25 protein-coding genes and 3 tRNA genes are annotated in these 26,359 nt (G+C 73.3%); 9 read left to right on the plus strand and 19 right to left on the minus strand.

Annotated elements, in window-relative coordinates; translation table 11 throughout:
• Positions 1–305: 305 nt before the first annotated feature.
• The 3 genes from ABZ479_RS11665 to ABZ479_RS11675 all read right to left on the minus strand — a co-directional run bounded on the left by ABZ479_RS11665 (position 306) and on the right by ABZ479_RS11675 (position 2,947).
• Complete coding sequence (locus ABZ479_RS11665; RefSeq protein ID WP_500461430.1) at positions 306–2,453, minus strand: SpoIIE family protein phosphatase; 2,148 nt, start codon at positions 2,451–2,453, stop codon at positions 306–308.
• Between the two features lie 135 nt (positions 2,454–2,588).
• Positions 2,589–2,661 (minus strand) — tRNA-Lys (locus tag ABZ479_RS11670).
• Positions 2,624–2,947, minus strand: a complete 324-nt coding sequence (locus ABZ479_RS11675) for a LuxR C-terminal-related transcriptional regulator (RefSeq protein WP_500461513.1) — start codon at positions 2,945–2,947, stop codon at positions 2,624–2,626. The genes ABZ479_RS11670 and ABZ479_RS11675 overlap by 38 nt, the downstream gene beginning before the upstream one ends.
• On the opposite strand from ABZ479_RS11675, the gene ABZ479_RS11680 reads away from it, so the two are divergent.
• The 4 genes from ABZ479_RS11680 to ABZ479_RS11695 all read left to right on the plus strand — a co-directional run bounded on the left by ABZ479_RS11680 (position 2,859) and on the right by ABZ479_RS11695 (position 4,437).
• On the plus strand, positions 2,859–3,167 hold the full coding sequence (locus tag ABZ479_RS11680; protein ID WP_500461431.1) for a hypothetical protein: 309 nt from the start codon (positions 2,859–2,861) through the stop codon (positions 3,165–3,167). The genes ABZ479_RS11675 and ABZ479_RS11680 overlap by 89 nt on opposite strands.
• 27 nt (positions 3,168–3,194) lie before the next feature.
• The gene (locus ABZ479_RS11685; RefSeq protein ID WP_500461432.1) at positions 3,195–3,686 is read left to right on the plus strand and encodes a hypothetical protein; all 492 of its coding nucleotides are present in this window, start codon (positions 3,195–3,197) and stop codon (positions 3,684–3,686) included.
• Between the two features lie 288 nt (positions 3,687–3,974).
• Complete coding sequence (locus ABZ479_RS11690; RefSeq protein WP_500461433.1) at positions 3,975–4,142, plus strand: hypothetical protein; 168 nt, start codon at positions 3,975–3,977, stop codon at positions 4,140–4,142.
• A 222-nt stretch (positions 4,143–4,364) separates the two neighbouring features.
• A tRNA-Lys gene (locus tag ABZ479_RS11695) sits at positions 4,365–4,437 on the plus strand.
• Between the two features lie 74 nt (positions 4,438–4,511).
• Here the strand turns inward: ABZ479_RS11695 and ABZ479_RS11700 are convergent.
• The 5 genes from ABZ479_RS11700 to ehuB all read right to left on the minus strand — a co-directional run bounded on the left by ABZ479_RS11700 (position 4,512) and on the right by ehuB (position 8,560).
• Positions 4,512–5,267: an IclR family transcriptional regulator gene (locus tag ABZ479_RS11700; RefSeq protein WP_500461434.1), complete on the minus strand. Its 756-nt coding sequence runs from the start codon at positions 5,265–5,267 to the stop codon at positions 4,512–4,514.
• 215 nt (positions 5,268–5,482) lie between these two features.
• A complete protein-coding gene (gene ehuA, locus ABZ479_RS11705; protein WP_500461435.1) occupies positions 5,483–6,292 on the minus strand; it encodes an ectoine/hydroxyectoine ABC transporter ATP-binding protein EhuA in 810 nt (269 codons plus the stop codon).
• Complete coding sequence (ehuD, locus tag ABZ479_RS11710) at positions 6,282–6,917, minus strand: ectoine/hydroxyectoine ABC transporter permease subunit EhuD (protein WP_500461436.1); 636 nt, start codon at positions 6,915–6,917, stop codon at positions 6,282–6,284. The genes ehuA and ehuD overlap by 11 nt, the downstream gene beginning before the upstream one ends.
• Positions 6,917–7,564, minus strand: coding sequence for an ectoine/hydroxyectoine ABC transporter permease subunit EhuC (ehuC, locus tag ABZ479_RS11715; protein ID WP_500461514.1), 648 nt, complete (start codon positions 7,562–7,564; stop codon positions 6,917–6,919). Before ehuC ends, ehuD begins: the two co-directional genes overlap by 1 nt.
• Positions 7,565–7,642: 78 nt before the next feature.
• Positions 7,643–8,560: an ectoine/hydroxyectoine ABC transporter substrate-binding protein EhuB gene (gene ehuB, locus ABZ479_RS11720; RefSeq protein ID WP_500461437.1), complete on the minus strand. Its 918-nt coding sequence runs from the start codon at positions 8,558–8,560 to the stop codon at positions 7,643–7,645.
• Between the two features lie 141 nt (positions 8,561–8,701).
• Between ehuB and ABZ479_RS11725 the strand changes: the two genes are divergently transcribed.
• Positions 8,702–10,186, plus strand: coding sequence for an NAD-dependent succinate-semialdehyde dehydrogenase (locus tag ABZ479_RS11725; RefSeq protein ID WP_500461438.1), 1,485 nt, complete (start codon positions 8,702–8,704; stop codon positions 10,184–10,186).
• 75 nt (positions 10,187–10,261) lie between these two features.
• Here ABZ479_RS11725 and ABZ479_RS11730 read toward each other — a convergent pair whose 3' ends face one another.
• Together ABZ479_RS11730 and ABZ479_RS11735 are read right to left on the minus strand one after the other, a co-directional pair.
• The gene (locus ABZ479_RS11730) at positions 10,262–11,356 is read right to left on the minus strand and encodes an LLM class flavin-dependent oxidoreductase (protein ID WP_499599206.1); all 1,095 of its coding nucleotides are present in this window, start codon (positions 11,354–11,356) and stop codon (positions 10,262–10,264) included.
• Positions 11,357–11,423: 67 nt separating this feature from the next.
• Complete coding sequence (locus ABZ479_RS11735; protein WP_500461439.1) at positions 11,424–13,289, minus strand: putative bifunctional diguanylate cyclase/phosphodiesterase; 1,866 nt, start codon at positions 13,287–13,289, stop codon at positions 11,424–11,426.
• Positions 13,290–13,673: 384 nt separating this feature from the next.
• Between ABZ479_RS11735 and ABZ479_RS11740 the strand changes: the two genes are divergently transcribed.
• Complete coding sequence (locus tag ABZ479_RS11740) at positions 13,674–14,855, plus strand: M6 family metalloprotease domain-containing protein (protein WP_500461515.1); 1,182 nt, start codon at positions 13,674–13,676, stop codon at positions 14,853–14,855.
• A 4-nt stretch (positions 14,856–14,859) separates the two neighbouring features.
• Positions 14,860–16,092 carry a M6 family metalloprotease domain-containing protein gene (locus tag ABZ479_RS11745; RefSeq protein ID WP_500461440.1) on the plus strand — a complete coding sequence of 411 codons (1,233 nt, stop codon included), beginning with the start codon at positions 14,860–14,862 and terminating at the stop codon, positions 16,090–16,092.
• 80 nt (positions 16,093–16,172) lie between these two features.
• Here the strand turns inward: ABZ479_RS11745 and ABZ479_RS11750 are convergent.
• The 7 genes from ABZ479_RS11750 to ABZ479_RS11780 all read right to left on the minus strand — a co-directional run bounded on the left by ABZ479_RS11750 (position 16,173) and on the right by ABZ479_RS11780 (position 22,353).
• Positions 16,173–16,245: transfer RNA gene (locus ABZ479_RS11750), tRNA-Lys, on the minus strand.
• Positions 16,246–16,298: 53 nt separating this feature from the next.
• Positions 16,299–16,847, minus strand: coding sequence for a bifunctional DNA primase/polymerase (locus ABZ479_RS11755; protein ID WP_500461441.1), 549 nt, complete (start codon positions 16,845–16,847; stop codon positions 16,299–16,301).
• A gap of 112 nt (positions 16,848–16,959) precedes the next feature.
• Complete coding sequence (locus tag ABZ479_RS11760; RefSeq protein WP_500461442.1) at positions 16,960–17,331, minus strand: DUF8844 domain-containing protein; 372 nt, start codon at positions 17,329–17,331, stop codon at positions 16,960–16,962.
• 77 nt (positions 17,332–17,408) lie between these two features.
• Positions 17,409–18,734 carry an AAA domain-containing protein gene (locus ABZ479_RS11765; RefSeq protein ID WP_500461443.1) on the minus strand — a complete coding sequence of 442 codons (1,326 nt, stop codon included), beginning with the start codon at positions 18,732–18,734 and terminating at the stop codon, positions 17,409–17,411.
• Positions 18,731–20,305, minus strand: coding sequence for a hypothetical protein (locus ABZ479_RS11770; RefSeq protein WP_500461444.1), 1,575 nt, complete (start codon positions 20,303–20,305; stop codon positions 18,731–18,733). The genes ABZ479_RS11765 and ABZ479_RS11770 overlap by 4 nt, the downstream gene beginning before the upstream one ends.
• Positions 20,296–21,390, minus strand: a complete 1,095-nt coding sequence (locus ABZ479_RS11775) for a hypothetical protein (protein WP_500461445.1) — start codon at positions 21,388–21,390, stop codon at positions 20,296–20,298. The genes ABZ479_RS11770 and ABZ479_RS11775 overlap by 10 nt, the downstream gene beginning before the upstream one ends.
• A 78-nt stretch (positions 21,391–21,468) precedes the next feature.
• A complete protein-coding gene (locus ABZ479_RS11780; RefSeq protein WP_500461446.1) occupies positions 21,469–22,353 on the minus strand; it encodes a phosphatase PAP2 family protein in 885 nt (294 codons plus the stop codon).
• A 260-nt stretch (positions 22,354–22,613) separates the two neighbouring features.
• Between ABZ479_RS11780 and ABZ479_RS11785 the strand changes: the two genes are divergently transcribed.
• Positions 22,614–23,297 (plus strand): TetR/AcrR family transcriptional regulator, encoded by a 684-nt coding sequence (locus ABZ479_RS11785; protein WP_500461447.1) that lies wholly within the window; start codon positions 22,614–22,616, stop codon positions 23,295–23,297.
• Positions 23,298–23,629: 332 nt separating this feature from the next.
• Here ABZ479_RS11785 and ABZ479_RS11790 read toward each other — a convergent pair whose 3' ends face one another.
• Both ABZ479_RS11790 and ABZ479_RS11795 read right to left on the minus strand, forming a co-directional pair.
• The gene (locus ABZ479_RS11790) at positions 23,630–25,018 is read right to left on the minus strand and encodes a sensor histidine kinase (RefSeq protein ID WP_500461448.1); all 1,389 of its coding nucleotides are present in this window, start codon (positions 25,016–25,018) and stop codon (positions 23,630–23,632) included.
• The gene (locus ABZ479_RS11795; protein ID WP_500461449.1) at positions 25,015–25,692 is read right to left on the minus strand and encodes a response regulator transcription factor; all 678 of its coding nucleotides are present in this window, start codon (positions 25,690–25,692) and stop codon (positions 25,015–25,017) included. Before ABZ479_RS11795 ends, ABZ479_RS11790 begins: the two co-directional genes overlap by 4 nt.
• A gap of 108 nt (positions 25,693–25,800) precedes the next feature.
• On the opposite strand from ABZ479_RS11795, the gene ABZ479_RS11800 reads away from it, so the two are divergent.
• Positions 25,801–26,358, plus strand: a complete 558-nt coding sequence (locus tag ABZ479_RS11800; protein ID WP_500461450.1) for a hypothetical protein — start codon at positions 25,801–25,803, stop codon at positions 26,356–26,358.
• The last annotated feature ends 1 nt before the right edge of the window (position 26,359 follow it).

Below are 26,359 nucleotides of genomic sequence, written 5' to 3' on the forward strand. Positions count from 1 at the left end.
ATTCACCCCCCTTGCCCCCTGAGGGCCCTCCCCAGGGCCCCACACGAAAAAGCCGCCGAAACGGACCCTTTCGTTCACCGGTAAGGGCGCATAGGTCCGTTTGGCGCATACATGTCCTGCGGTCCCAGCGTCCCTGAATGCCCGTCTTGATCGCAAGGTGTGAAACGAGTTGTTAACCGGTCGTATGAGCGATTTGGTCTGGTTGTGTGCGGGTGACCAGCGGCAGGACCGCGGACGGGGAAGTTTGGACCGGGAAGCGCGGACCGGGGAGCGCGGACCGAGCACCGCGAGCCGGGAGCCGCGGCTCAGCTCCCGTCGGCCGCCTCGAAGCCGGGCGGCTCGTCGTCGGCCTGTTCGTCGTCGCCCGCCGCCGGTGCCCCCATCCGGGCCAGCAGCAGGGCGACGTCGTCGTCGGGTGACTGCAGCCGGGCGCCCAGGACGACGTCGCAGGTGTCCTCCAGCGAGCGGTTGCGGCTCTTGAGCTTGAGCGCGCGCATCAGCGTGCGCAGCCCCACGTCGATGGACTGCCGGCGGTCCTCGACCAGCCCGTCGGTGAACAGCGCCAGCAAGGTGCCCTCGGGGAGCTTGCGCTCCACCGTGCGGAAGCGGATGCCGCCGACGCCCAGCGGCACCGCGCTGGGCAGGTCGATCAGCTCGGCGCGGCCGCCGGGCGGCACCAGCACCGGCGGCAGGTGCCCGGCGGTGGCGAACTGGCAGCGGCCGGTCGCCGGGTCGCAGACGGCGTAGACGCAGGTGGCGATGAAGTCGCCCTCGGCGCTGCCGGTGATGTTGTCCAGGTGCGCCAGCACCTCGTGCGGCGGCAGGTCGAGCCGGGAGAAGGCCCGGGTCGCCGTCCGCAGCTGGCCCATGATCGCGGCCGCGTGCAGGCCCTTGCCCATCACGTCGCCGACGATCAGGCCGACCTTGCCGTCCCGCAGCTGCAGGACGTCGTACCAGTCCCCGCCGACCTCCCGGACGGCGGGGATGTAGCGCGCGGAGATCTCGATCCCGTCCACGCGCGGTGGCTCGTGCGGCAGCAGGCTGCGCTGCAGGGTCAGGGCCGCGTTGCGCTCGCCCGCGTACAGCCGGGCGTTGTCGATGGAGATCGCGGCCCGGGCGGCCAGCTCCAGCGCCAGGGTCCGGTCCTCGTCGTCGAAGGGCTTCTGGTTGCGGGTGCGGAACATCCCCACCGCCCCCAGCACCTCGCCGCGGGCGATCAGCGGCGCGGCGAGGTAGGAGTGCGCCCCCGCCCGTTTCAGCTGGGCGGCGGCCCGTTCGTCGCGGGCTATGCGGCGCAGCATGCGGCTGCTCACCCGGTGCACGACCACCGGCAGGCCCTCCCGCACGATCTTGGTGATCAGCCGGTCGTCGGGGTACCGGGCCAGCTCGCCGACCGGGTCGACGGCGCCGATCGCCTCGCCGGACTCGGCGGCGGCGACGGCCAGCGCCCGGAACTCGGCCGACTGCTGGGCCCGCACCTTGGGCACCGGGCCGCCGCGCAGCACCTCGTCCAGCACGTCGACGGTGGCGATGTCGGCGAGCGTCGGCACCACCACCGAGGCCAGCTCCCGTGCGGTCTGCTGCAGGTCCAGCGTGGTGCCGATCCGGGTGCCGGCCTCGGCGATCACCGCGAGCCGGCCGCGGGCCTCGGCGATCTCCTCGGCCGCCTGGTGGCGCTCGGTGAAGTCCGCGATCGACGCGGCCAGGCCCAGCACCCGCCCGGTGGGGTCCTGGATCCGGTAGTACGAGACCGACCAGGCGTGGTCATGCTCCTGGTCGGCGTAGGTCCGCACCACCGTCTCCAGGTCCAGCAGCGGCTCCCCGGTCTCCAGCACCTGCCGCATCCGGGCCTCCATCGCCCGGAACTCCGCGCCGGGCGAGATCTCCCGCACCCCGCGCCCGATCATGGCCGCGGCGGGCAGGCCGTGCAGTTCCTCCATGGCCCGGTTGACCCGCACGATCCGCAGGTCGGTGTCGAAGACGGCGAGCCCGATCGGGGACTGGTCGACGAGGCTGGCGGACAGCGCCATGTCCGTCTCCACGCGCCGCACCGTGGAGAGGTCGGCGCCCAGGCCCAGCGCGTACACGCCGCCGTCCACGTCGTGCATCCGCATGTTGCGGAACTCCACGTCGCGGGTCGTGCCGTCGGCGTGCACGATCGGGAACACGCCCTGCCAGATGGCACCCGCCCTGACCTGCTTGAACAGCTCGGTGACCAGCTCCAGCTTGTCCGGCGCCACCAGCAGCAGACCGGCGTTCTGGCCCAGCGCCTCGGCCGCCGAGTAACCGAACAGACGCTCGGCCTCTGGGCTCCACAGCACGATGTGACCGGTCCGGTCCAGCACCATCGCCGCGACCTGCAGCAGGTCGAGCAGGCCCCCGGGCGAGGCGGCCCCTGGACTCGGCCGGGCCTCCCTGCCCGTGCCGGGCGGCGGCGGATCGTGCGCGCGCATGGCCTCCTCGTGAGCCCCCGTAGAGCCCTCACATCATCGTTACGGGATATTTTCGCACCGAGTCACCCGGGACGCCGCCCTTGCCGCACAAATGAGCGAGGGCGCCCTTCCCGAAGGAAGGACGCCCTCTCGCTGTGCGCCGCCAGGGACTCGAACCCCGAACCCGCTGATTAAGAGTCAGCTGCTCTGCCAGTTGAGCTAGCGGCGCTCACCGACAGAGAGGATCCTACCGGACCTGTGGGGGTGCTCCCGACCACGTCGTCCAGGAGCGCGGGGTCGTCGTCCAGCCATCCGAGGCGGACCATCTTCACCCCCGCCTGGAACCGGCTGTCCGCCCCTATCTGCTGCATCAGCTCGGCCACTATCCGCCGTACCGTCCGGTCGGACAGGCCCAGCTTCCGGCCGATGGCCTCGTCCGTGAGCCCGGAGGCGAGCAGCCGGACGACCTCCCGGTGCCGTGCGGCGGGGGCGGCGCCGACGTCGTCGGTGAACAGGTCCGAGGCCGCGGCCCAGCAGTGCTCGAACATCTGCCGCAGCACGGCCACCATGGCGGGGCTGCGCAGCACCATGGCGGAGCCCGGGCTCCGCTCGGAGTGGGCCTCGGGGCCGAGCGGCGGCACGATGGCGAGGGTGTGGTCGACGATGATCAGCTTCATGGGCACCGTCGCCGCCGTACGGACCTCGCCGCCGTCGTTGACCATGGTCCGCAGGTGAGCGCGCACGTGCGGCACGGCCGCGGCCGTGGCCAGGTGGATGGAGCGCATCGCGACGCCCCGGCTGAGCGCCTCACGGTTGCGGTCGTCCGCCTCGAAGAGGTGGTCCTCGGGCAGCGCGCTGGGGTGCATCGACAGGATCTCGGTCGTGACGGTGCTCGCCGCCTCGTCCAGGATCGCCGCGATCTGGGACGGCTGGGCGGCGACCTCGATGCGCGCCTCCGCCAGCTGCCGCATGTGCACTGGCTGGAATTCGGACGCCACCTGGCTGAGCGCGGTGTGGGCGTGGGTGATGGTGCCGACCAGTTCCTCGGTGCGCCGGCGGCTGCCCTCGATGAGCTGGGCCATCGCCGTCGCGGGGGAGTGCACCGACCAGCCGCTGCGGGAGGAGGGGAACTGGGCCGCGAGCCCCAGTTCCGCCAGGCAGCGCAGGGCTTCGTCCAGTTCTTCGCGCGACCAGCCGGTGAGTGAACAGACGCTCTCCGGTGTCCAGTCGGCCTCGGCGAGTGCCAGGGCGTAGAGTTCCTGCGCCCGGGCGCGCAGAAGGTCGTCGGTCACTGCTCGCACCCCCAATGCTTCACGTCACCCCCGGCTTCGATCAGGTTAAGGGGCGGGGCTCGTGTATGGACCCTTCGGGGCCCATCCGGTCCCATGTGTCCGCATAGGGCCATGTCCGAATCCGGAACGCGAAAACTACAGACCAGCGGCCCGGCGTCCGACAGAATTCAGTCAGTCGTACGGTTCCCCCAGACCGGCGCAGCACCTCCACCAGCAATACCCCAGCTCACACCCCCAGGACAGGCCTGCCATGACTTCGATTCGCCGCTTCGCCCTCCGTGTCGCACTGGGCGTCGTCGCTTCCATCTCGATGGGGCTGATCGGCGCGAGCGCAGCATCCGCGCAGCCTGCACCGGCCGGTGACATCGCGTGGACGGCGCCCAACCTCGTCATCCACGCGAATGACATCGCCTGGTAGGTCCCGGGCGTAGTACCCCCAAAGACAACAACACCCCCCAAAAGCCACACCCCCTCCCCCCACGCTGACGGGCCCGGCATACCTCCCCCCTCTTGCCGGGCCCCTCAGCATGCCCGCGTGGCGGGCGGCCGTACGGGAGTTCGGCGAGGGGGCCGGTCAGGCCCCGGGGCCGGCGGGCGTGGTCATGAGCACCCCCCTGGACCCCGTATGATTGTCCTGCACGCGCCGCTAGCTCAACTGGCAGAGCAGCTGACTCTTAATCAGCGGGTTCGGGGTTCGAGTCCCTGGCGGCGCACAGCGAGAGGGCGCCCCTCCTCCGGGAGGGGCGCCCTTCGTCGTGTCCGGTCGGGTGCGTGCGTCGTCGCGGCCTCAGAGGGTCAGTGAGAGCAGCACCGGCGCCGCCCGCTCGTTGAGGGTGTCGGCCGCGCCCTTGAGGCGGTGGGCCTGGGTGACGGGCAGGGAGAGGGCGAGGCAGCCGACCGCCTTTCCGACGGTGATCGGGATCGCGGCGCAGACCGTGCCGATCGCGTACTCCTGGATGTCCAGGGTCGGGGTGCTGGCCGGCTGGCTCTCCAGCTTGGTCAGCAGCAGCTTCTCGCTGATCGTCGTCTTGGAGGTGAGCCGTACCGTCTTGTGCCGGGACAGGTGGTCGCGGCGTCCGTTGTGGTCGAGTTGGGTGAGCAGGCACTTGCCGACCGCGCTGGCGTGGGCGGCGAAGCGGAAGTCCACCCACTCGTTGACCTTGGGTGCCGCCGGGCCGTCGGCGAAGTCGACGATCTTGACCTCGCCGTCGTCGTAGCGGCTGAAGTAGACGGCCGCGCCGACCTCGTCGCGCAGGGCCGTCAGGATCTTCTTGATCTTCTCGCCGAGGGCCAGGTCGCGGCTGGCGCTGCCCAGCAGGACCAGCGACTCCCCGACCGCGTACCCGCCGCCGGGCAGGGCGTTGAGGTAGCGCTCGCGGTTGAGCATCGCGAGGAGTTGGCCGAGGTAGGCGATGGGTACCCCGATTTCGCGGGCGAGCTGCTCGGCGGTGACGCCGTTCCTGTGCTTGTCCACGGTCTCGAGCACGCGCAGCGCGTGCTGGACCGCGTAGACCGGCGCGACCTGTCGGTGCTCAAGCGCCACGGTGTCCCCCTACAGGTGTGACCGTTTGCGTCCTTGCTGTAGCTGCTGGTCACGGCTGCCGGGCACGACGGGCGGGCCCGGCAGCTGGGCCGGATTCCACGATAGCCTCAATGTTGTTTGCAGTAGAGCCCGTTGGCGCTTTCCGTACGGGGCCTCAGGCGTATACGCAGGAACGCGCCACTCTGGCATATGCCAAGGGCACGGACCAATTTTCCTCAGAGCACCGCACCGAGGAATTCCCGGGTCCTGGCGTGCTCCGGGGAGCCGAAAATCCGCTCCGGCGGACCCGACTCGACGACCCGGCCGCCGTCGAACATCAGTACGCGGTCCGAGACGTCCCGGGCGAACCCCATCTCGTGGGTGACGCAGAGCAGCGTGATGTCCGTGCCGCGGGCGATGTCCCTGAGCACGTCCAGCACACCGGCCACCAGTTCGGGGTCGAGCGCCGAGGTCACCTCGTCCAGCAGCAGGATGTCGGGCCGCATCGCCAGCGCCCGGGCGATGGCGACACGCTGCTGCTGGCCGCCGGAGAGCCGGGTGGGGTGGGCGTCCTGCTTGTCGGCGAGACCCACCAGCTCCAGCAGCCCGCGGGCGCGCTCGGCGGCCTCGTCGCGGTCCATGCCGAGGACGTGCACCGGGGCCTCGGTGACGTTGTCCAGCACCTTCATGTTCGGGAAGAGGTTGAAGTGCTGGAACACCATGCCGATCCGGCGCCGCGTGGCGCGCAGGTGCCGCTCGTCGGCCGGCACGAGCCGCCCGCCGCGGCCCGGCATGTGGGAGAAGGGCGTGCCCTCCACGTGGATGACGCCCTCGGTGACCCGCTCCAGGGTCATCAGCAGCCGCAGGATGGTCGTCTTGCCGGAACCGCTCGGGCCGATCAGCGTGACGCGCTCCCCGCGGCCGACCTCCAGGTCGAGGTGGTCGAGCACGGTGTTCTCCCCGTACCGCTTGACCACCCGGTCGAAGCGGACGGCGGGCGCCGTGGGAGGCGACCCGGCGGGGACGGTGGACTCTTCAGTGAGCAAGGCGCTTCTCCAGCTTCCGCATCAGGATCGAGGTGGGGCAGCTCGCGACCAGGAAGACCACGGCCGCGATGGTGAACGCCTCCAGGTAGGCGAAGTGGTCACTGCCGAAGCGGTTCGCCTCGTGCACCATCTCGTCGACGGTGATGACCGAGAGGAAGGGCGTCTCCTTGAACATCGAGATCACGTAGTTGCCGAGGGCGGGCACGATCTTCCGCACCGCCTGCGGGAGCACCACGGCGGACCAGGTGCGCGCCCGCGGCAGCGACAGGGCGACGGCCGCCTCCCACTGCCCCTTCGGCACCGCGTCGATGCCCGCCCGGTACACCTCCGAGGTGTACGTCGCGTAGTGCACGCCGAGCACGGTGATCCCGATCACCAGCGGGTCCAGGCCCGGCACCAGCACCCAGACCGCGAAGAGCTGGATCATCACCGGCGTCGAGCGCACGAACTCCACGGCCGCCCGCAGCGGCAGCGTCACCCAGCGGCCGGCCGTGCGCCGCAGCACCGCGATCCCCAGTCCCAGCACGACGGCGAGCGCCGAGCCCAGCACCGTGGCCAGCAGGGTGATCCCGAAGCCGCGCAGGATCAGCGGCAGGCCCTCGCGGGCCGTCTCCCAGCTCCACATCAGGCCCGACCTCCCGCCGGCTGCCCGAGCCGTGCCTTGGCCACGGACTCCAGGCCGTTCACGGCCAGCGTCAGCGCGTACGCCAGGACGAAGTAGACGACCAGGAGCAGCAGGTACGCCGTCGCGGTGTCACCGGTGGTCGAACGGAGCTGGTCCATCTGGAAGGTGAGGTCCGAGATGGTGATCAACGACATCAGGGGCGTGCACTTCAGCAGCTGGATCAGCAGGTTGCCGAGCGGCGGGATCATCTGCGGCCAGGCCTGCGGCAGGACCACCAGGCGCATCCGCTGCCAGGGCGTCATGCTCAGCGCGACCGCCGCCTCCCGCTGCCCGGCGGGCACGGCGTCGAGGGCGCCCCGGACGACCTCCGAGCCGTACGCCCCGTAGTTGAGCCCGAAGGCGACCACGGCGCAGGCGAGCGGCACGAGCTTGAAGCCGAGGATCGGCAGCGCGAAGAAGAGCCAGAACATCTGGACGTACAGCGAGGTGCCGCGGAAGAACTCCACGACCACCCGGGCGCCGCCGCGCACGAGCAGCCGCCGCGAGCGCGCCATGAAGCCGAGGACGAAGGCGAGCAGCAGCGCGAGTGCCGCGCCCAGGACGGTGGCCTGCACGGTGACCCACAGGCCGGCCCCCAGGCTCGGCAGGGAGTGCGTGAACTCCGTGAGGCCGGAGAGGGGTTCACCGGCGCGGAGGAGGTACGGGGACGAGGACAAGGCGCCGCCTCAGGCCTTGCACAGCTGTGCGGTGCGCAGGGTCGCCGGCGGGACCTCCGCCTTGGTGAAGCCGTACTTCCCGATGAGGGACGTGTAGCGGCCGGGGTCGGCGGTGATCCTCCCCAGCTCCTTGTTGAACGCGTCGCGCAGTGCGGTCGCGTCCTGCCGGAACACCGCGCCGCCCGGGCTGTACTGCTTGCGGCCGCCGACCACCGGCAGGAAGGGGTCCAGCACCTCCACCGCGGCGCCGTCGTTGGTGCGGGCCAGCCAGCGCAGCGAGATCCCGGTCAGGGCGAAGGCGTCGATCCGCCCGGCGAGCAGCGCGTCCACCCCGTCCTGCTGCTTGGCCAGGGACTTCACCGAGGTCAGCGGCACCCCCGCGGCGTCCGCGTAGTCCGCCTCGACCGCCGCGCTGAGGACGCCGACGGTGGCCTTCTCGCGGGCGCAGGACACCAGGTCGCTCAGGCCCTTGGGGTTGCCCTCGCGGACCATCAGGGCGGTCGGCGAGACGAACTCGGGCTCCGAGAAGATCACCTTTCTGCACCGGTCGGGCGTGATCGCCATCCCGGCGCTGACCACGTCGAAGCGGTCGGCGGTCAGGCCCGGTATGAGCGCGCCGAAGTCGGTGAGCGTGGGCCGCAGTTCCGGTACGCCGAGCGCCGTGAAGATCTCCCGGTGGAGGGTGGGCGCCTCGCCGGCCAGCTCGTTGCCGTCCCGGTACCCGTACGGGGCCTCGCCCGCGAACCCGACCCGGACGTACCCCTGCTTCCTCAGCCTGGCCAGCAGGTCGCCGTCGCCGGTGGGCGCGCCGGTGCCCACCTGGGTCCGGCTGCAGGCCGCCAGCAACCCCGGGACCGCGGCGAGACCGCCGACGGCCGCGGTACGGGAGAGGAAACCCCTGCGGGACAGTGCACTGCGCTCCGACATGAACCAGACCTCCGGTAGTTCGCTTCCGTGCGGCGCGGTGACCGCACGAGGGCCGCGCCTACCCCGGCGCACCGGGGGCATTCATGCGAATCTGGTGGGGTACCCGATGTCCGGAACGTCCGCGAGAGGCAGGGAGCTGCCATGAGCGACAGCACCGAAGGGAACGGCAAGCGCGAGCAGCTGGTCGTCGAGCGGGTGCCGAAGGCACTGCTCGTCGGCGGCCGCTGGCGGCCGGCGAGCGACGGGCGCGAGTACGAGGTCGAGGACCCCTCCACCAGGCGGTCGCTGTGTGCCGTGCCGGACGCCGGGGCCGATGACGCCGAGGCGGCGATGGACGCCGCGGCCGCCGCGCAGGAGGGATGGGCGGCCACGGCGCCGCGCGAGCGCGGGGAGATCCTGCGCCGGGCCTACGAGCTCATCGTGGAGCGGCAGGACGAACTCGCCCTGCTGATGACCCTGGAGATGGGCAAGCCGGTCGCCGAGTCGCGCGGCGAGGTCCTCTACGCCGCCGAGTTCTTCCGCTGGTTCTCCGAGGAGGCGGTGCGGATCGAGGGCGGCTGGCGCACCGCGCCCGACGGCAACGGCCGGATCTGGGTGATGCGCCGGCCGGTGGGCCCGGCGCTGCTGATCACCCCCTGGAACTTCCCCATGGCGATGGGCACCCGCAAGATCGGCCCCGCCGTCGCCGCGGGCTGCACCATGATCGTCAAGCCGGCCCACCAGACACCGCTGTCGATGCTCGCCCTCGCCGAGGTCCTCGGGCAGGCCGGGCTGCCGGACGGCGTGCTCAACGTGCTGACCACCTCACGCCCGGCGGAGATCAGCGACCCCCTGACGCGGGACCCGCGGCTGCGCAAGCTCTCCTTCACCGGTTCCACGGGCGTCGGGCAGAAGCTCATCGAGCTGAGCGCGCGGCAGGTGCTGCGCACCTCCATGGAGCTGGGCGGCAACGCCCCCCTCATCGTCTGCCGGGACGCGGACCTGGAGAAGGCCGTGGAAGGCGCGGCCATCGCCAAGATGCGCAACATCGGCGAGGCCTGCACGGCCGCCAACCGGATCTACGTCCACCGCGAGCTGGCCGAGGCCTTCACCGGGCGGCTCGCCGAGAAGCTCGGCTCCATGGTCGTCGGCCGCGGCACCGAGCCCGGCACCCAGGTCGGCCCGCTGATCGACGGCGCGGGCCTGGACAAGGTGGACCGCCTGGTGCGCGACGCCGTGACGGCCGGGGCCCGCGCGGTCACCGGCGGCGCCCCGCTCTCGGACCGCCCCGGCTACTTCTACCCGCCGACCGTGCTGGCCGACGTGCCGCCGGACGCGGCGATGCTGCGGGAGGAGATCTTCGGCCCGGTCGCGCCGGTCGTCACCTTCGAGGACGACGACGAGGCGATCCGGCTGGCCAACGACACCGTGTTCGGCCTGGTCGGCTACGTCTTCACGGAGAGCCTGCGGCGCGGGATCCGCTACGCCGAGGAGCTGGAGACGGGCATGCTCGGCCTCAACAAGGGCGTGGTCTCCACGCCCGCGGCGCCCTTCGGCGGCGTCAAGCAGTCCGGGACCGGACGCGAGGGCGGCGCCGTGGGGATCGACGAGTACCTGGAGATCACGTACGTGGCGGTGGACGTCTAGCGGAGCGGTCCCGAGCGCGCGGACGGGCGGTACGGCCGGGGCGTGGGCGGCGGCGCCCACGTCCCGGCCCCGGGGTCAGGCGCCGCCGGGCAGGCCGTACGCGTCGGCGATCAGCTCGTAGGAACGCACCCGCGCGGCGGGCGTGTGGGCGTTGGCCGTGATCATCAGCTCCTGTGCGCCCGTGCGGCGCACCAGCGCGTCCAGGCCCTCGCGGACCGCGTCCGGCGTGCCGTGCACCACGTTGCCGAGCCACCCGTCGACGAAGTCCCGCTCGGCCGGGCTGAACTCGTACGCCTCCGCCTCCTCAGGGGAGGGCAGCAGGCCCGGGCGTCCCATGCGCAGGCGCAGCATGCCCAGGGCGCCGCTGAGCACCTGCCGGCGGGCGTCCTTCTCCTCCTCCGCCGCCAGTGCCGCGACGCCGATCAGCGCGTACGGCTCGTCCAGCACCTCGGAGGGCCGGAAGGACCTGCGGTACAGCTCCAGCGCCGGTTCGGTGTTCGCCGCGGAGAAGTGGTGGGCGAAGGCGAAGGGCAGTCCGAGGACCGCGGCCAGCCGGGCGCTGAAGGTGCTGGAGCCGAGCAGCCAGACCGACGGCCGCGCCGCGGACTGCACACCGCCCGGCACCGTGCCCTGCACGGGACCGGGGATGGCATGGATGCGCGCGTAGGGGTGGCCCTCGGGGAAGTCGTCGTCCAGGAAGCGCAGGAGTTCGGACAGCGCTTGCGGGAACTCGTCGGCGCCCTCGTTCAGCCGGTCCGTGCGGCGCAGCGCGGCGGCCGTGGCGCCGTCGGTGCCGGGGGCGCGGCCGAGGCCGAGGTCGACCCGGCCAGGCGCCAGCGCCTCCAGGGTGCCGAACTGCTCGGCGATGACCAGCGGCGCGTGGTTGGGCAGCATGACGCCGCCGGAGCCGAGGCGTATGCGCTCGGTGTGGGCGGCGAGGTGGGCGAGGATCACGGCGGGGGAGGAGGACGCGACCCCGGGCATCGAGTGGTGCTCGGCGACCCAGTAGCGGTGGTAGCCGCGGGCCTCGGCGAGCCGGGCCAGCTCGACCCCGGAGACGAGGGCGTCCCTCGCGGTGAGGCCGCTGCCGACACCCGCCAGGTCGAGGACGGAGAGCGGGACGGGTGCGTTGCCGAGGGTGGTTCCTCGTACCGGGTCGTTCGTGTCCACGTGCCTGCGTCGCCTCCTGCGGCCGGTTCGCTGCCTACGGCAACGACCAACCCGGCGCCGGCTCCCGCTATTCCCCGGGGGCGGCGGCGTCCGGCCCGGGGCCGCGCAGGGCGGCGATGCCCTCGGCCGGCACGGGGCGCGAGTACAGCCACCCCTGCCCGGTGTCGCAGCCGATCCGGCGCAGCCGCTCCGCCTGCTCGGCGTTCTCCACGCACTCGGCGGTGACGGTCAGCCCGAGCCGGTGGGCGAGCTGCACCAGCGCCTCGACGATCGTCTCGTCGGCCGGGTTGGGGTGCAGGCCGTCGCGGAAGCCGTGCACGAAGCTGCCGTCGAGCTTGAGCGCGGAGACCGGCAGCCGGCTGAGGTAGGCCAGGTTGGAGTAGCCGGTGCCGAAGTCGTCGATGGCGATGCGCACGCCCATCTCCTGCAGGGCGTGCAGGGCCTGTAGCGGCCGGCCGGCCGAGCCCATCACCGCCGACTCGGTCAGCTCCAGTTGCAGCAGCCCGGCCGGCAGCCCGGTGTCGTCGAGGATCTCCGCGACGTCGGCGACCAGGTCGGAGTCCCATACCTGGCGCACGGCGACGTTGACGCTGACGAAGAGGGGGTCGTCGGGCCAGTCCTTCTGCCACTGCCGTGCCTGGCGGCACGATTCGGCGAGCACCCAGCGGCCGAGCTGGACGATGGAGCCGTTCTCCTCCGCGAGCGGGATGAACCGGTTCGGCCCGAGCCGCCCGAAGTGCGGGTGCTCCCAGCGCACCAGGGCCTCGACCCCGCGCAGGCAGCCGGTGCCGAGCTCCACCAGCGGCTGGTACTCCAGCGTGAACTCCCCGCGCTCCACGGCCTGCCGCAGGGTGCTCGACAGCGCCTGCTTGGTCATCCGGTGGGCGTTGCGCTCGGGGTCGAAGAGCGTCCAGCGGGCCTTCCCGTCGGCCTTGGCCCAGTACAGGGTGGTGTCGGCGGCCTGCATGATACCGGTGGCGGTGGCCCCGGCGGCCTCGCGCTCGACGACGCCGATGCTGGCCGAGACCGCCAGGCGCTGCCCGGCGAGGTCGAAGGGCAACTGCAGCGCGGTCAGTACGGAGTCGGCGAGCCCGGTGGCCTGCCCGGTGCCGGTGGAGTCCTCGACGAGGACGGCGAACTCGTCGCCGCCCAGCCGGGCGACGAGCGTCCCGCTGCGCCCGAGGCGGGCCGCGCAGTCCGAGAGCCGGCCGGCGACGGCCTTGAGCAGCCGGTCGCCGATCCGGTGGCCGAGGGTGTCGTTGATGGCCTTGAAGCCGTCGAGGTCGAGGTAGCACAGGCCGATCCGGCCGGTGCGGCTGTCGGCGCCCTCCAGCGCGGTGGCCAGGCGCTCGAAGAACAACTGCCGGTTGGGGAGCCGGGTGACCGGGTCGTGCATCCGCAGGTGCCGCAACTCCTCGCGCAGGTCGCGGGTCTCGCCCAGGTCCTCCACGGACATCAGCGCACCGCCGGGCACGGGCACGACGACGACCTCCGCCCAGACCGTGCGTCCCTCCGGTCCGCGCACGGGTCTGGTGCGGCGCAACTCCCCGCGCCGTCCGGTCAGTACGTCCTCGTACTCGGCGTACTCCGGGCTCTCCGCGAGCGGGGGCGCCTCGCCGCCGGCGCCGGCGAGGCCGAGCAACTCCGCCGCCGTGCGGGTGGTGAGCAGCAGCGGGTCCGCGCCGAGCAGCGCGCCGAGCGCCGGATTGGCCTCGCGCACCCGCCCGTCGGGGTCGACCAGTGCCATCGGCAGCCTGGCCACGTTGAAGGCGGCGCGGTAGTCGCGCACCTCCGGCGACGTGCGCTCCGGGGCCGGCCGTTCGGAGGCTGACCGTTCCGAGGCCGAAGCGTGACGCTGAGTGACCGTCGTGGCTGTCGCCTCGGGTTCGAGGTCCGGGCCTCCCGAGGGTCCGCCCACCGCTGGCTCCCGCATAGGTGTCGTCTCGCACACGTGGTCGTGGAGGAATCGAATGACCGCCAAGAAGCGGCGTTCACGCTGGAAATGTGCCGATCATAGACGTTGGGGAATTGTCGCGGCCACCGCCGTCGTGGTGATTCTCGGCACGCGGCATGCGATCTTGATCATTTGTGATTGGCCCCTGAATTCCATTGACCGGTTTTCGTCACTCATTACGCACTGTAGTGATCGGACGGTAACCCGGGCGGCGCAGCATAACAGGGCAAAACATAGCAAACCGTAGCAGCGTGATGTGGGTGTCCCGACCCCGTACGGGAGGTCCACGTGCCGCTGTCAGGGCTACCCATACGTGCGCATCGGCGGTTCCGCCGGAGCGTCCGCGGGCATGCCCCCGACGGGATCCGGGCGGCCATCGCCGCCGTCAGCGTCTTCGCGGCCGTCGTCGCGTGGACGCTGGTCACCGGCCCCGCGGCCGGCGGTTCGGACTCCTCGCTGTGCGCCCTGCAGCGGACCCGGGCCCACCACTCCGAGGGCGTCAGCGCCTGGAACGCCGCCTACCCGCGCGCCCGCGGCGACGTTGACGCGCTGATGGTGTTCCTGGCGTTCCCCGACGCCGCCCCCACCATCAGCCCCGGCGAACTGGCGGCCGATCACTTCCCGGCCACCACCGACTTCTTCGCCCGCGCCTCGTACGGCACCTTCCGGCTGCGGCCGCGCATCCTGCCGCACTGGCTGCGCATGCCCGCGCCGTCCACCGCGTACGGCATCGGCCGCGACTGGAGCCCCGCGCTGCGCGCCCGCTACCTGAGGGACGCCGTGGTCGCGGCCGACCGGCAGGTGGACTTCTCCCGGTACGGGGTCGTCTACCTGGTCGCCGACCCCGACGCCCCGGGCGTCGACCCGGACGCCACCAAGGTGGTCAACCTCGGCCGGCCGGTCCAGGTCGACGGCGCGGACCTGCACCGCTTCGTCACCGTCTTCGAGGGCCACCCGCCGGACATCAACGTGCTGGCCCACGAGACCGGCCACGCCTTCGACCTGCCCGACCTCTACTACCGGCCGCCCGCGGGCAGCATCGCCGACTGGGACACCCACGTCGGGGACTGGGACCTCATGGGCAGTCAGTTCGGCCTGGCCCCGGACTTCTTCGCCTGGCACAAGTGGAAACTGGGCTGGCTCCGGCCGTCGCAGGTCCGCTGCGTCATCGAGGGCGGCACGCACACCTTCCGCCTCAGCCCCGTGGAGCGGCCCGGGGGCACCAAGCTGCTGGTGCTGCCCGCGGGCCTGGAGGGCGCCGTCGCCATCGAGGCCCGCGCCGCCCTCGGCAACGACCGTCTCACCTGCAGCCAGGGCGTGCTGATGTACCGCGTCCGGGCCGACGTGTCGTCGGGCGACGGTCCCGTGGACGTCGTCGACGCCCACCCGGGCAGCGAGGGGTGCGGCGAGTCCTCGGTCTACCCGCCGCTCGCCGACGCCCCGCTGCGGACGGGGGAGACGTACGCCCTCGGCCGCTCGGCGCGCGTCCGCGTCGCCGACCGCCACTCCGACGGATCCTGGACCGTCCAGGTCACCCAGGGCTGAGGCGATGCGCGGTCCCCGGGCGCTCGCGGTCGTGGCCTCGGTGCTCCTGTTCGCCGCCGGCAGCACCGCCGTCACCGAGGGCGCGCCCGCCGCGGCCCCGCCCGCCGACCGCCCCTGTGCGCTGCGCGCGGCGCCGGGCGTCACGATGTCCGAGGGGTTCGGGGGCGCCGACGGCCGGGAGTTCGCCCGCGCCACCGGCGAGGTGCGGGCGCTCACCCTGCTCGTCGACTTCCCCGACAAGCCCGCCCCCTACAGCGCCGCCGAGCGCTACAGCGAGTTCTTCCCCGCCGTGCGGCACTGGTTCTACCGCGCCTCGTACGGGAAACTGCGCTACGTCTCCACGCCGGTACTGCGCTACATCCGCATGCCCCGGCCCTTCGAGTCGTACGGGATAGGGCGCGGCTACGGCTGGCGGACGCACACCGCCATGATGCGGGACCTGCTGCGCGTCGCCGACCGCGAGGTCGACTTCTCGGGGTACGACCTGGTCAACGTCCTGGTGACGCCCAACGCCGGTCCGCCCGCCGAACAGGCCGTCCTCTCCGTGACCTGGACCGGCGCCTCGGCCGCCACCACCGACGACGGCACGAGCCTGGACCGGGTCTCCCTGGTCTACGGCCACGACCAGTCCGGGGCACGCGTGCTCAGCCACGAGAACGGCCACGCCTTCGGGCTGCCCGACCTGTACTCCGTCGAGGACTTCGGGCACACCGACACCCTCGCGGGCCAGTGGGACAGCATGTCGCTGGACTGGGGCCTGCAGGGCGACCTCTTCGCCTGGCACAAGTGGCGGCTGGGCTGGCTGGACGACTGGCAGGTCGTCTGCGTCCGCGACCCGGGCGCCCGCTCGGTGCACCTCACCCCGGTCGAGGTGCCCGGCGGCCGCAAGGCGGCGGTCATCCCCCTGGGCCGGACCCGGGCGTACGTGGTCGAGGCGCGCGCCGCCCGCGGCAACGACAGCGAGGCCTGCCGCGAGGGGGTGCTCGTCTACCAGGTGCGCACCGACGTCGCCTCGGGGCACGGCCCCGTCACCGTCGCGGACGCCCACCCGCGCACCTCCGCCTGCGAGTACAGCAGCGCCACCTTCAACGCGCTCAACGACGCCCCGTTCTCCACCGGCGGACGCTTCACCGACCCCGCCCGCGGCCTCACCGTCGAGGTCCTCCGCCGTGACCGGGAGGACGAGGGCTGGACGGTGCGCATCACCACCACGCGCCCCCTGTGGGACGGCCCGTAGCGGCCCCGGGAGCACGGCACGCAATGACGAAAGGCGCCCTCCCGATGGGAGAGCGCCCAGGTCAACGGCCTTGCCGTGAGTGCGCCGCCAGGGACTCGAACCCCGAACCCGCTGATTAAGAGTCAGCTGCTCTGCCAGTTGAGCTAGCGGCGCTCGCTGACGTCGTAGACATTAGCATCCGCTTGCGGGCGGGTGAAAATCGATAATCATCCGGCCTCCGCGCGGGCCGCCCGGACGCAGGCCCACAGCAGGACGTCGGCCCCGGGGAGCCAGGGCCGGCGGGTGTCGGGGGCGACCAGCCAGCGGGAACGCGCGTGGCCGGTGTCCCCGTACGGCGGGGGCAGCGCCACCGAGTCCCCCGCGCCGTGGCACAGGACCGGCGGCACCGTCAGGCCCCACTCCTCCCAGCCGAGCAGCGTGGGGAGGCGCGCGGCGGTGCCCGGCTCGGCGAGCAGCAGCAGCCGTCCGCGCAGCGTCGCGGCCGGGCCGGAGCCCGGTCCCGCGGACCACAGCTGCTCCAGGACCCGGCGCCCGAACAGGGCCGGCAGGTTCACCGCGTCGAAGGCCGTCCCGCAGGGCAGCACGCTGGGCGCGGTGGGCCGGGCGGACCACAGCGCGCGCACGCTGCGCGGGAAGGCGCTGGCGGAGGCGAGCCAGTCGGCCCCGTCGGGGGTGGGGTACTGCGCGTACGGATATGGGTGGGAGGCGGACTCCGGCACGCCCCCCGGCCATGTGTGCCACTGCCAATCACTCATGACCCATACAACTACCGTGAGTGAACGTTTCGCTACGCGACATCCCCCGAAGGCCGGACACGCCCGCCCTGTGTCGGGTACCTTGCCCCGAACGCATATGCCACGTGCGCCGTCAGGACAGCGCCGCGTCCCCGCCGCGCATCAGGCCCTCGCCGAACTCGATCATCCGCTTCGCGTAGTCCTCGGACCAGCCCGCCTGCTCGGCGATGGCGGCGGGGGTCAGCCGGTCGAAGCGCTTGGGGTCGGCGAGCTGCGCGGCGGCCATGGCCTGGAACTCCGTCGCCCGGTCCGCGGCCGCGCGGAAGGCGAGGGCGAGCTCCGACGCACGCGACAGCAGCTCCCGGGGGTCCTCGATGGACTCCAGGTCGAAGAAGTGCTCCTCGTCCTCGGCCAGGGCGGCGGGCTCGAACACCAGCTGGGCGGGTTTCAGGCGCGGGGCGGGCTGCTTGCCCGCCGCGCTGTGAGCCGACTGCGGCTCGGACATGAACGTACCTCCAGGATCGTCAGCGCCTTCCATTGTCCCGCCTCGCGCAAGAGTGCCCCGGGCGGACGGCCGGCGCGCTACGGCCGCCAGGCCACGCGGTGCTCGGACAGGTGGGCCAGCACGGCGTGGTTGGCCTCCCAGCCGTCCGGGAACTTCACGGTCACGCCGAGCTGCACCGGCTCCGTCGAGGGGTGCTCGTCCAGCAGCTCCGAGACCCCCGCCCGGCACACCACGATGCACGCGTGCCGGTGGCGCGAGGCCAGCACGCACAGCCGCCCGGTCTCCAGGTGGAACGCGGTGGCGTCGGGACGCCCCGACAGCGGGTGCAGCACCACGGTGACGTCGAACTCCCGGCCCTGCAGCCGGTTGGCGGTGTCCACGGTGACCCCGGTCACCCCCAGGGCGGCCAGCGCCGTGCGGACCGCCGCCGCCTGGTCGCGGTGGGCGGTGCCCACCGCGATCCGGTCCGGGCCCACCGGGGCGGTGCCCCGTTCGGAGACCGCCACGCCGCCGCGGTCCAGCAGCCGCCGGACGACCAGCGCGACCGCGCGCACCGCCTCCGGGTCCGTGCGCGGGGTGCGCCGCGCGGGCAGCTCCAGCAGTCCCCAGCCGGAAGCGGCGGCCTCGTCCACCACCCGGTCCGGGCCCGAGCCGTCACCGGGGACGCCGAAGGACAGCCGCCGGTCACCGTGGTCGGTGCCGCTGCGGAACGGGGTGTACGGGTAGAAGGCGTCCGAGACCAGCGGCGCGGCGGAGACCGGCAGCCGCCAGGACACCGGCAGCCGGTGCTGCGGCAGCCCCGGGTTGTGCGCCAGCAGGGTGACCACCGCGCTGGCCGACGGGTCGTAGCTCAGGCCCGCCCACTGCTCGGCGCCGACCACGCTGAACGGGTCCAGCTGACCGGGGTCGCCGACGAACAGCGCCCGCTCGAACAGTCCGGCCACCTGCAGCAGCGCGTCCGAGCGCATCTGGTAGGCCTCGTCGACGATGGCGTGCCGCCAGGGCTCGGTGTCCTTGACGAAGGCCCACTTGGCGGCGGTCGCGATCACCACCTTGGCCCCGGCGAGGTCCGCCGCCTTGGCGGACTTCAGCACCGCCTCGTGGCGGTCGAGCACCGGGTCCGGCGGCGAGTCGCTGCCGTGCAGCCGGCCGATCGGCAGCCCCGGGTCGGCGGTGGCCAGCCGGTCCACCAGGTCGTCCACCTGCGCGTTGGTCTGGGCGACCACCATCAGGGACTCGCCGGCCGCGACCAGCTCCTGGGCGGCGCGCACCACGAGGGTGGACTTGCCCGCGCCGGGCGGCGAGTCCACGACGACGCCGCGGTGCGTGCCGTGCAGGGTGTCGTGCAGGATCCGCGCGGTCGCGGTGCCGGCCGCCCGGGCGGCGTCGCTCACCGGGCTCACAGATAGTCCTCCGTGGTCGCGGGGTCGGGGCTCTCGGCAGGGACGACGGCGGCGGGGACGACGGCGGCGGGGACGACGGCCGCGGGCGTGCCGCCGCCCGCGGTGGCGGCGCCCGGGGGCCCGCCGTGGGTCCACGGCGTGTCCTCCGGCTCCGGCAGCCCGGCGCCGCCGCGCGGCGCGTGCTCGAACAGCGTCCAGCACACCTCGTCCCCTTCCTCCGGCACCGTGCCGGGGTCGGGGACCTTGCCGCGGCCCATGCCGTTCACCACCCGCAGGAGCACTGCCCCGGTCCCGGCCCACTCGACGAACCGGGCCTGCTGGGTACGGCCGTCCGGCAGCGCGCGGTAGAGCTTCGCGTCCTCGTCCAGATGGGGCCGGTCCTGTGTGAGGACCGTCACCAGGGGGCGCGGCTTGGGCACCTTGCCCTCGCTCATCGCCATCTCCACCCGGTCCACCCGGCCCGCGAAGGCCTCCCCGGCCAGCCGCCGCCCGGCCATCACCAGCGGGTCGTCCAGCGCCTCCTGGGCCTCCAGCCGCACCTGCGCGGTCTCCCGGCCGGCGAGCTTCTGGGCCGCCGACACGGCGTCGTCGCGGCGGGGCTGCGGCGGTTCCCCGGCGCGCACCCGGTCCCGGTGGGAGGTGTACGACCAGCGGTCGCGCTTCCAGCGGTCCGCGACGTGGCCGCCCTCGGGCAGCTCGTGCAGCAGGTCCAGCGACCGCCACACCGCGTCCCAGGTGGGGCGCATCTGGCCGGCCAGCAGGCGGGCGATCTCCTCCCCGGCACCGCTGATCCCGGCGTCGTAGCGGGCGGTCGCCGGGGCGAGCACGGCGTTGTCGAAGACCGGGTCGGTCGCCGGGCCGGCCGGCGGGCAGACCAGCAGGCCGTCCGCGCCGCGGTGGGACTCCGCGCGGCGGGCCGCCGCCATGCCCGTCGTGCCCTCGGGCGGGTCGATCCAGGCCAGCAGCGCGCCCAGGTGCTGGTCCTCGAGGTTGCTCTGGCCGGTCGCCCAGTGCCGGGAGAGCAGTTCGGTCGCGGACAGCAGCAGCGCGGAGCCGGGGGTGCGGGCGCGTTCCCCGTAGTGGGTGAGCCAGCGGCCGAGCAGCGGCACCCGGGCCGGCACCGGGTGCGGCTCGTCGGGGTCGTCCTCGGCGGTGCGGCGGAAGCGGGTCGAGCGCCCGAGCAGACGCACGTACTCCGCCGCGGGCGTGTTGGCGACCACGATCTGGGGCGCGTCGGCGCAGACCTCCGACTCCTCCCGGTTGCGGGTCGCCGGCTCGGTCTCCGTGTCGTCCGCGTAGGACTCCAGGTAGGGGAGGACGACCTGGGCCAGTTCGGCGAGGAAGGCGAAGCGCAGGTCGCGGTCGCGCGGCTGCGGCACCGCCAGCACCCGCGGCGCGTCCCGGTCCGTGCCGACCAGGGCGCCCAGCGGTGCGCCCACCTCGCCCGCGGTGGTCAGCGGGACGAGGACCAGCGGCCGGTCCGACAGATGGCGGTGGCGCACCGTCGCGAGCGGGGTCGCCCGGCCGGTCGCCATGGCCTCCGCCCGGGCCAGCACGGAGATCAGCGACATCCCAGCGCCTCCGCCCGCAGGGCCTGCGCCCGCCGCAGGGCGGCGACCGCGGGATCGTCGGGATCGCCCTCGGTGCCCAGCGCTGCCGCCAGCACCTGCTCCACCTCGGTCAGCGAGCCCAGTTCACCGCGCACGCCGCGGCCGAGGACCTCCACCGCGCCGCAGCCCCGGGCCTGTTCACGGCAGTGGAAGGACAGCTCGCAACTGGCCAGGCACTCGGGCGCGTAGGCCGCGGGCAGCCGGTCCACCGCGTCGGAGAGCTCCGCGGCGGGGCGGGTCGCCGTCCGTCCGTCGTCGGTCAGCCGCAGGTCGAAGGTCGTGCCCTCGGGCAGGGCGGCGGCGATCTCCTCGATCCGGGTCAGCCGGTTCAGCTGCCGCCGGGTGACCGAGAGCTGCTTGCGGACGTCGACGAACTCGGAGGCGGGCAGGTTGGAGAAGTCCTTCGGGCACACCAGCAGCACCCGCTGCTCCGGGGTGCCGAACCCCAGCCGCTCCAGGGCCAGGACGTACACCGCGGCCTGCCGGGCCGCCGCGCCGACCTTCACCGCGTCCGCCGAACCGTCCAGGATCGGGAAGGACTTGACCTCCACCACCGTCCACGAGCCGTCCGGCCGTACGGCGATGGCGTCCGGCTCGAGGTAGACGGGTGAGTCCGCGACCTCGAGCACCAGCAGGGGGTGGTCGAGCAGGGTCCACCGGCCCGCCACGGTCGCCTCCTTGAGCGCGAGGCGGGTCCGGGCGACCCGGCCCTCGGGGCCCGGGGCGGACAGGTCGGGCAGCACGGCCTCGGTGTTCTCGGGCGCGCCCAGCAGGCGCAGCAGTTCCGCGCACCCCTCGGCCTTCACCCGGGCCTCGAAGGCATGGCCCCGTACGAAGGCGAACTGCGACTGCCCGAAGGGCGCGGGGTTGCCCAGCACACGGGCCACCGCCGCCTTGTCCACCCCCGCGGCGTCCAGCAGCGCCCGGCGCCGGCACCCGGGGTTCGCGGCGAGCGCCGCCAGGGCGCGCGCGTCCATCGGGCGCGCCACGGTCGTCGGGCCACGCAGCGCGGCCAGCCGCTCTCGCAGATCGTGCGTAGTGCTCACCCGCGCAAGTCTCGCACCCCCCACCGACAACGCGGGCCACAACGCGGACGCCGCCGGTCCGCGGCCCCGGCCGCGGCGTCAGTGCCGCGGTTCGACCGCCGGTTCCGGCAGGATCCCGACGTCCGCCGGGGCGAGGTCGCGCGAGGTCGCGACGACCGTGGAGGGGGCGGGCCGGGGTGCCGCGAACCGGGTGCGCGCCGCGTCCGTCATGAGGTCCACCACACGCAACGTGGGGCGCGCGAGCAGGAACCCGATGCCCATCACGGCGACGCCGGCCAGGGCGTCCAGCAGGTAGTGGTTGGCGGTGCCCATGACCACGAGGGTCGTGCCGAGGGGGTAGAGGACGCCCAGGGCGCGGACGAAGGACGTGCGTCCGTGGCGCCAGAGCATGATGCCGCACCACAGCGACCAGCCCACGTGCAGGCTCGGCATGGCCGCGTACTGGTTGGTCATCCCGCCCAGCCCGCGCGGCGCGCTCGCCTCGGCGCCCCACCAGCCGTAGGAGCCGTACTGCGCCATGGTGTCGACGAAGCCGTGGCCGGCGGCCAGCAGCCGCGGCGGCGCGGTGGGCATGAGCGTGAAGCCGATCAGCCCGATGAGGGTGGACAGCAGCAGCCAGGTGCGGGCGAGCCGGTAGACGGTGGGCCGCCGGCGCCACAGCCAGACCAGCACCACGGGGGTGACCAGGTAGTGGAGGGAGGCGTACCAGAAGTCGGCGGGAACACCGAGCGCCCGGTAGCGGCTGAAGAGGGAGTTGAGCCAGCGCTCGGGGTCGAGGCTGAGCGCTCCCTCCAGGTGGAGTATGGCGATGCCGTGGTCGACGGCCCGGCCCACGTCGCCGCGTACGAGGAGGCGGCCCGCGGTGTAGAGGCCGTAGACCACCGCGATCAGCGGCAGTTCGGTCCACCAGCGGAGCCCGCCCCGGTAGGCGGACGCCCGCGGGGCGGTCATGCTCATGGTCATGCGGCCGTTCTCCCCCCATCTCTCCCTGTGAGAGTCACATCGGTCTACCGTACGACGTACGCTAGGGAACCCGGGCACCGCCCCCGCCTATTCCCTTCACCCCCGATTCGTCCTGGATTCAACTAGCTGTGCTCGGGAAGACGTGCGAAAAGACGCCCCGACTCCTCCCCGGGTTGCCCGGTAACGCGGGAGAATCAAGGAAACCGCTCGACCCGCAGACCGCTCACCCACGATTCCCCCCGACCGGACACACATTCCACATGACTGTGACCCCGCCGGCCCGCTCCCCACGGCGCCGCGTCCCCCGCAACACCCTGAACCCGGACCGCGTCCTCGACGCCGCCGTCGCGCTCCTCGACCGCCACGGGCCCGAGGCCTTCACCATGCGTGCGCTCGCCCAGGAACTCGGCGTCGGCACCATGGCCGTCTACTCCCACTTCAAGGGCAAGGACGAGATCATCGACGCCGTCAACGAACGGATGCTCGGCGAGATCGAACTGCCCCCCGGCTCCGGCGAGCCGCGCGGGCAGCTTATTGAACTCTGTGTCGGTGTGTACCGGCTTTTCAGTGAGCATCCCTCCGCGCTCCAGTTGCTGACGAGCCGCCCGCTCCGCGGCGACGAGGCCATCGCCGTCATCGACCGCATGCTCTGCCTGCTGATCACGGCCGGACTCGATCCGCCGGCCGCCGCCCGGGCCCAAGTGGCCCTGATGCAGTACACGGTGGGCGCCGCCCTGTGGGTGGTCCGCCGCAAACGCGCGGAGTGCGAGGAGGCCGAGGCCGGGCTGCGCGAGCGGATCCGCAATCGGCTAGCCGACCTGTCGCCGGACCGGTACCCCTCGCTCGCCGGGCTCGCCCCCGAACTCGTCGCGGCCCAGCAGTCGAGCCGCGCGCAGTACGAGTCCGGGCTGTCCGCGCTGCTGGACGGTCTGCTCCCCGGCTGAGCGCGCGGCGCGCACACGGGAGCGCCCCGGCCGGGGCGGGGTGCTGAACTGCCGGCCGGGGCGCCCGTGTGGGGGGAGCGGGGATGGTCGTGTGCGCGGCCTCAGCCGCCGTGGGCCGCGAAGGGCCCGGCGCCCGCGGTCGTGCCCGTGGCCGTGCCCCCCAGGAGGGCGGCCCCGCGGGTGGGGCGACGGCGATGCGAGTTCCTCATGGAGCCGCACGCTAGCGCTGCCGATTCGGACAAATGCCCAGAGCCGCGCGGGCGTTCGATCTTTTATGGCGGGCTTAAGGGAGCCATCGGGGCCGGTTAATGGTGCGGACCTCCCGGGGCGGGTCAGGCCTCCGTGGCCGCGGCGGGGCGCTTCAGCCGCCTGCGGCGCACCACCCGGTGGTTGCGCTTGCCGCCCGTCGCGAGCGGGCGCAGCGCGATCCACACCCGGATCTCCGCGCCTCCCAGCACCGAGGCACCGAGGCGTACGTCGCCGCCGGTGGATTCCGCCATGCGCCGCACGATGTCCAGCCCGAGGCCCGTCGAACCGTCGCCGCCCGCGCCCTGGCCGCGTCGCATCGCGGCCGCGGGGTCCTTGATGCCGGGGCCGGCGTCGGAGACCAGCACGATCACCGCGTCCTGGCTGCTGTGCACGTCCACCGCGAAGGCCGTGCCCTCCGGGGTGTGCCGGAAGACGTTGCCGAGCATCGCGTCCAGCGACGCCACCAGGTCGGCCCGGGCCACCGGCACCCGCACCGGGCGTTCGACGCCGGCGGTGCTCACCTCGCGCCCCTGGTCCTCCGCGAGCGCCGACCAGAAGGCCATCCGCTCCCGGATCACCTCGGCCGCGTCGCAGCCCACCGCGACCGGCTGGCTCTGCGCCTGCTGGGCGCGGGCGGTGCGGATGACCTGGTCCACCTCGCGCTCCAGCTGGGCCACCGCGTGCCGGGTCTGCTCCCCGGCCGGACCGTCGCCCAGCGAGGCCGCGTTGAGCCGCAGCACGGTCAGCGGGGTGCGCAGCCGGTGCGACAGGTCGGCGGCCAGTTCCCGTTCGTTGGCGAGCAGTTGCACGACCTGGTCGGCCATCGCGTTGAACGCGGCGGCGGCGGAGCGCAGTTCGGCGGGGCCGTCCTCCGGGACGCGTACGGTCAGGTCCCCGCGCCCCAGGCCGTGCGCGGCCTCCGCGAGACGCCTGGCCGGGCGCACCATGCGTGTGCCCAGCCGGTCCGCCACCGCCACCGCGCCCACGACCAGGGCCACGCCGACCAGTGCCAGCACGGCCCAGGCGGTGGTGACCCCGCGGCTGACCTCCGCGTCCGGCACGAACACCTCGACCACCGCCACCGAGCCCGAACCGACCGCGGTCGGCTGCAGCAGGGCGTAGCCGCCGGCCACCGGGACGGTGGCGGCCCGGCCCAGTTCGGAGGCCCGGTCGAGGTCGGCGTCCGGCGCGTGCGGGTCGCCGATCCCGACCCCGGCCGTGCCCTCCGTCGCCGGCACCCGTACGGCGATGCGCCCGTCGGCGCCGGCCTGCGTGGAGGCGACGGCCCGCTCCAACTGGGTGCGGTCGGTGGTGATCGCGAGCGCCGGCCCTATCGCCGCGGCCTGCCGCTCGGCGTTGCCGATCGCCCGGTCCCGGGCCATCTCCTTGACCGTGAGCGCCAGCGGCACCGCGAAGGCGACGACGACCATCGCCGTCACCGCGACGCAGACCTTGACCAGCGCCCACCTCATCGGGGTGGCTCCAGTTTCACTCCCACTCCGCGCAGCGTGTGCAGGTAGCGCGGCCGGGCCGCCGTCTCCCCCAGTTTGCGGCGCAGCCACGACAGGTGGACGTCGATGGTCTGGTCGTCGCCGTACGACTGCTGCCACACCTCCGACAGCAGTTCGCGCCGCGCCACCACCACGCCGGGCCGGGCCGCCAGGAAGGACAGCAGGTCGAACTCGCGGCGCGTCAGGTCCAGTTGGGTCCCGTCCAGGACGGCCTGGCGGCGCAGGACGTCTATCCGCAGCCCGCCCACCCGCAGCACCCGGTCGGCCTCGTGGGTACGGGAGCGGCGCAGCACGGCCGTCATGCGCGCCGACAGGTGCTCGACCGAGAACGGTTTGATGAGGTAGTCGTCCGCGCCGGCGTTGAGCAGCCGTACGATCTCCGACTCGTCGTCCCGCGCCGTGGCGATGATCACCGGCACGTCGGTGATGCCGCGCAGCATCTTCAGCGCCTCGGCCCCGTCCAGGTCCGGCAGGCCGAGGTCCAGGATCACCACGTCGAAACCGACCTGCGCGACCTCCCGCAGCGCTTCCAGGGCCGTGCCCACGCTCCGTACGGTGTGCGCGGCCTCGGTGAGGTGCCGGATGAGGGCGGAGCGCACGAACTGGTCGTCCTCGACCACGAGCACACTTGCCATGGCCCGCAACCTAGCCCATCCGGGGGATGCCGGGTGGGCGCGAGCACGTCAGAACGCGAAGCGCAACCCCCAACCCCGCCCGGCGGTTGCGTCCGGCACCATGGACGGATGCGAAGAGGACTGGCGCACGCCGGAGCGTGGACGCTCGCCACGAGCGCCGCCGTCGCACTGTCGTGGTTCGGCGTCCACCACGTGCTGGCGGGTACGGCCTACGACCCGCCGCGGGCCCTGCCGATCTCCGAGCCGGTCGCCGACGAGGTCCGCGCCCCCACCCGGTCCCCGGACGGCGCCGCCACGCACCGTGCCGACCGGCCCGGGGCCGGCGGCAGCCCGGACCGTACCGCCCGGGCCAGGCCGCGCACCCCCTCCACCGCCCCGGCCCGCCCGCCCGGTTCGGCCACCCCCGCAGCGACCTCCTCCGCCGACACCGGCACCGTGCACGGCTACCCGGTCGAGGGCGGACGGGTCGTGCTCGACCTCGGCGCGGACTCCGCGACCCTGGTGTCGGCGACACCCGACGCCGGCTGGGAGATGAAGGTGTGGAAGCAACCGGAGTGGATCCGGGTCGACTTCGTCTCCGCCACCACGACGTCCTCGCTCTTCTGCACCTGGAACGGCCACCCGCCCACGGTCGACACCTACAAGGCGCGGAACACCGGCGGTTAGG

It is taken from the genome of Streptomyces sp. NPDC005722 (genome assembly GCF_040630935.1).
In the GTDB taxonomy this organism is placed as follows: domain Bacteria; phylum Actinomycetota; class Actinomycetes; order Streptomycetales; family Streptomycetaceae; genus Actinacidiphila.

Excerpts from the sequence above, each read along its gene's own strand:
- ABZ479_RS11665 (WP_500461430.1), bottom strand. The coding sequence starts at position 2,453 with ATGCGCGCGCACGATCCGCCGCCGCCCGGCACGGGCAGGGAGGCCCGG.
- ABZ479_RS11680 (WP_500461431.1), top strand. The coding sequence starts at position 2,859 with ATGGCCTCGTCCGTGAGCCCGGAGGCGAGCAGCCGGACGACCTCCCGG.
- ABZ479_RS11690 (WP_500461433.1), top strand. The coding sequence starts at position 3,975 with ATGACTTCGATTCGCCGCTTCGCCCTCCGTGTCGCACTGGGCGTCGTC.
- ehuD (WP_500461436.1), bottom strand. The coding sequence starts at position 6,917 with ATGTGGAGCTGGGAGACGGCCCGCGAGGGCCTGCCGCTGATCCTGCGC.
- ehuB (WP_500461437.1), bottom strand. The coding sequence starts at position 8,560 with ATGTCGGAGCGCAGTGCACTGTCCCGCAGGGGTTTCCTCTCCCGTACC.
- ABZ479_RS11725 (WP_500461438.1), top strand. The coding sequence starts at position 8,702 with ATGAGCGACAGCACCGAAGGGAACGGCAAGCGCGAGCAGCTGGTCGTC.
- ABZ479_RS11735 (WP_500461439.1), bottom strand. The coding sequence starts at position 13,289 with ATGCGGGAGCCAGCGGTGGGCGGACCCTCGGGAGGCCCGGACCTCGAA.
- ABZ479_RS11745 (WP_500461440.1), top strand. The coding sequence starts at position 14,860 with ATGCGCGGTCCCCGGGCGCTCGCGGTCGTGGCCTCGGTGCTCCTGTTC.
- ABZ479_RS11755 (WP_500461441.1), bottom strand. The coding sequence starts at position 16,847 with ATGAGTGATTGGCAGTGGCACACATGGCCGGGGGGCGTGCCGGAGTCC.
- ABZ479_RS11760 (WP_500461442.1), bottom strand. The coding sequence starts at position 17,331 with ATGTCCGAGCCGCAGTCGGCTCACAGCGCGGCGGGCAAGCAGCCCGCC.
- ABZ479_RS11770 (WP_500461444.1), bottom strand. The coding sequence starts at position 20,305 with ATGTCGCTGATCTCCGTGCTGGCCCGGGCGGAGGCCATGGCGACCGGC.
- ABZ479_RS11780 (WP_500461446.1), bottom strand. The coding sequence starts at position 22,353 with ATGACCATGAGCATGACCGCCCCGCGGGCGTCCGCCTACCGGGGCGGG.
- ABZ479_RS11785 (WP_500461447.1), top strand. The coding sequence starts at position 22,614 with ATGACTGTGACCCCGCCGGCCCGCTCCCCACGGCGCCGCGTCCCCCGC.
- ABZ479_RS11790 (WP_500461448.1), bottom strand. The coding sequence starts at position 25,018 with ATGAGGTGGGCGCTGGTCAAGGTCTGCGTCGCGGTGACGGCGATGGTC.
- ABZ479_RS11795 (WP_500461449.1), bottom strand. The coding sequence starts at position 25,692 with ATGGCAAGTGTGCTCGTGGTCGAGGACGACCAGTTCGTGCGCTCCGCC.
- ABZ479_RS11800 (WP_500461450.1), top strand. The coding sequence starts at position 25,801 with ATGCGAAGAGGACTGGCGCACGCCGGAGCGTGGACGCTCGCCACGAGC.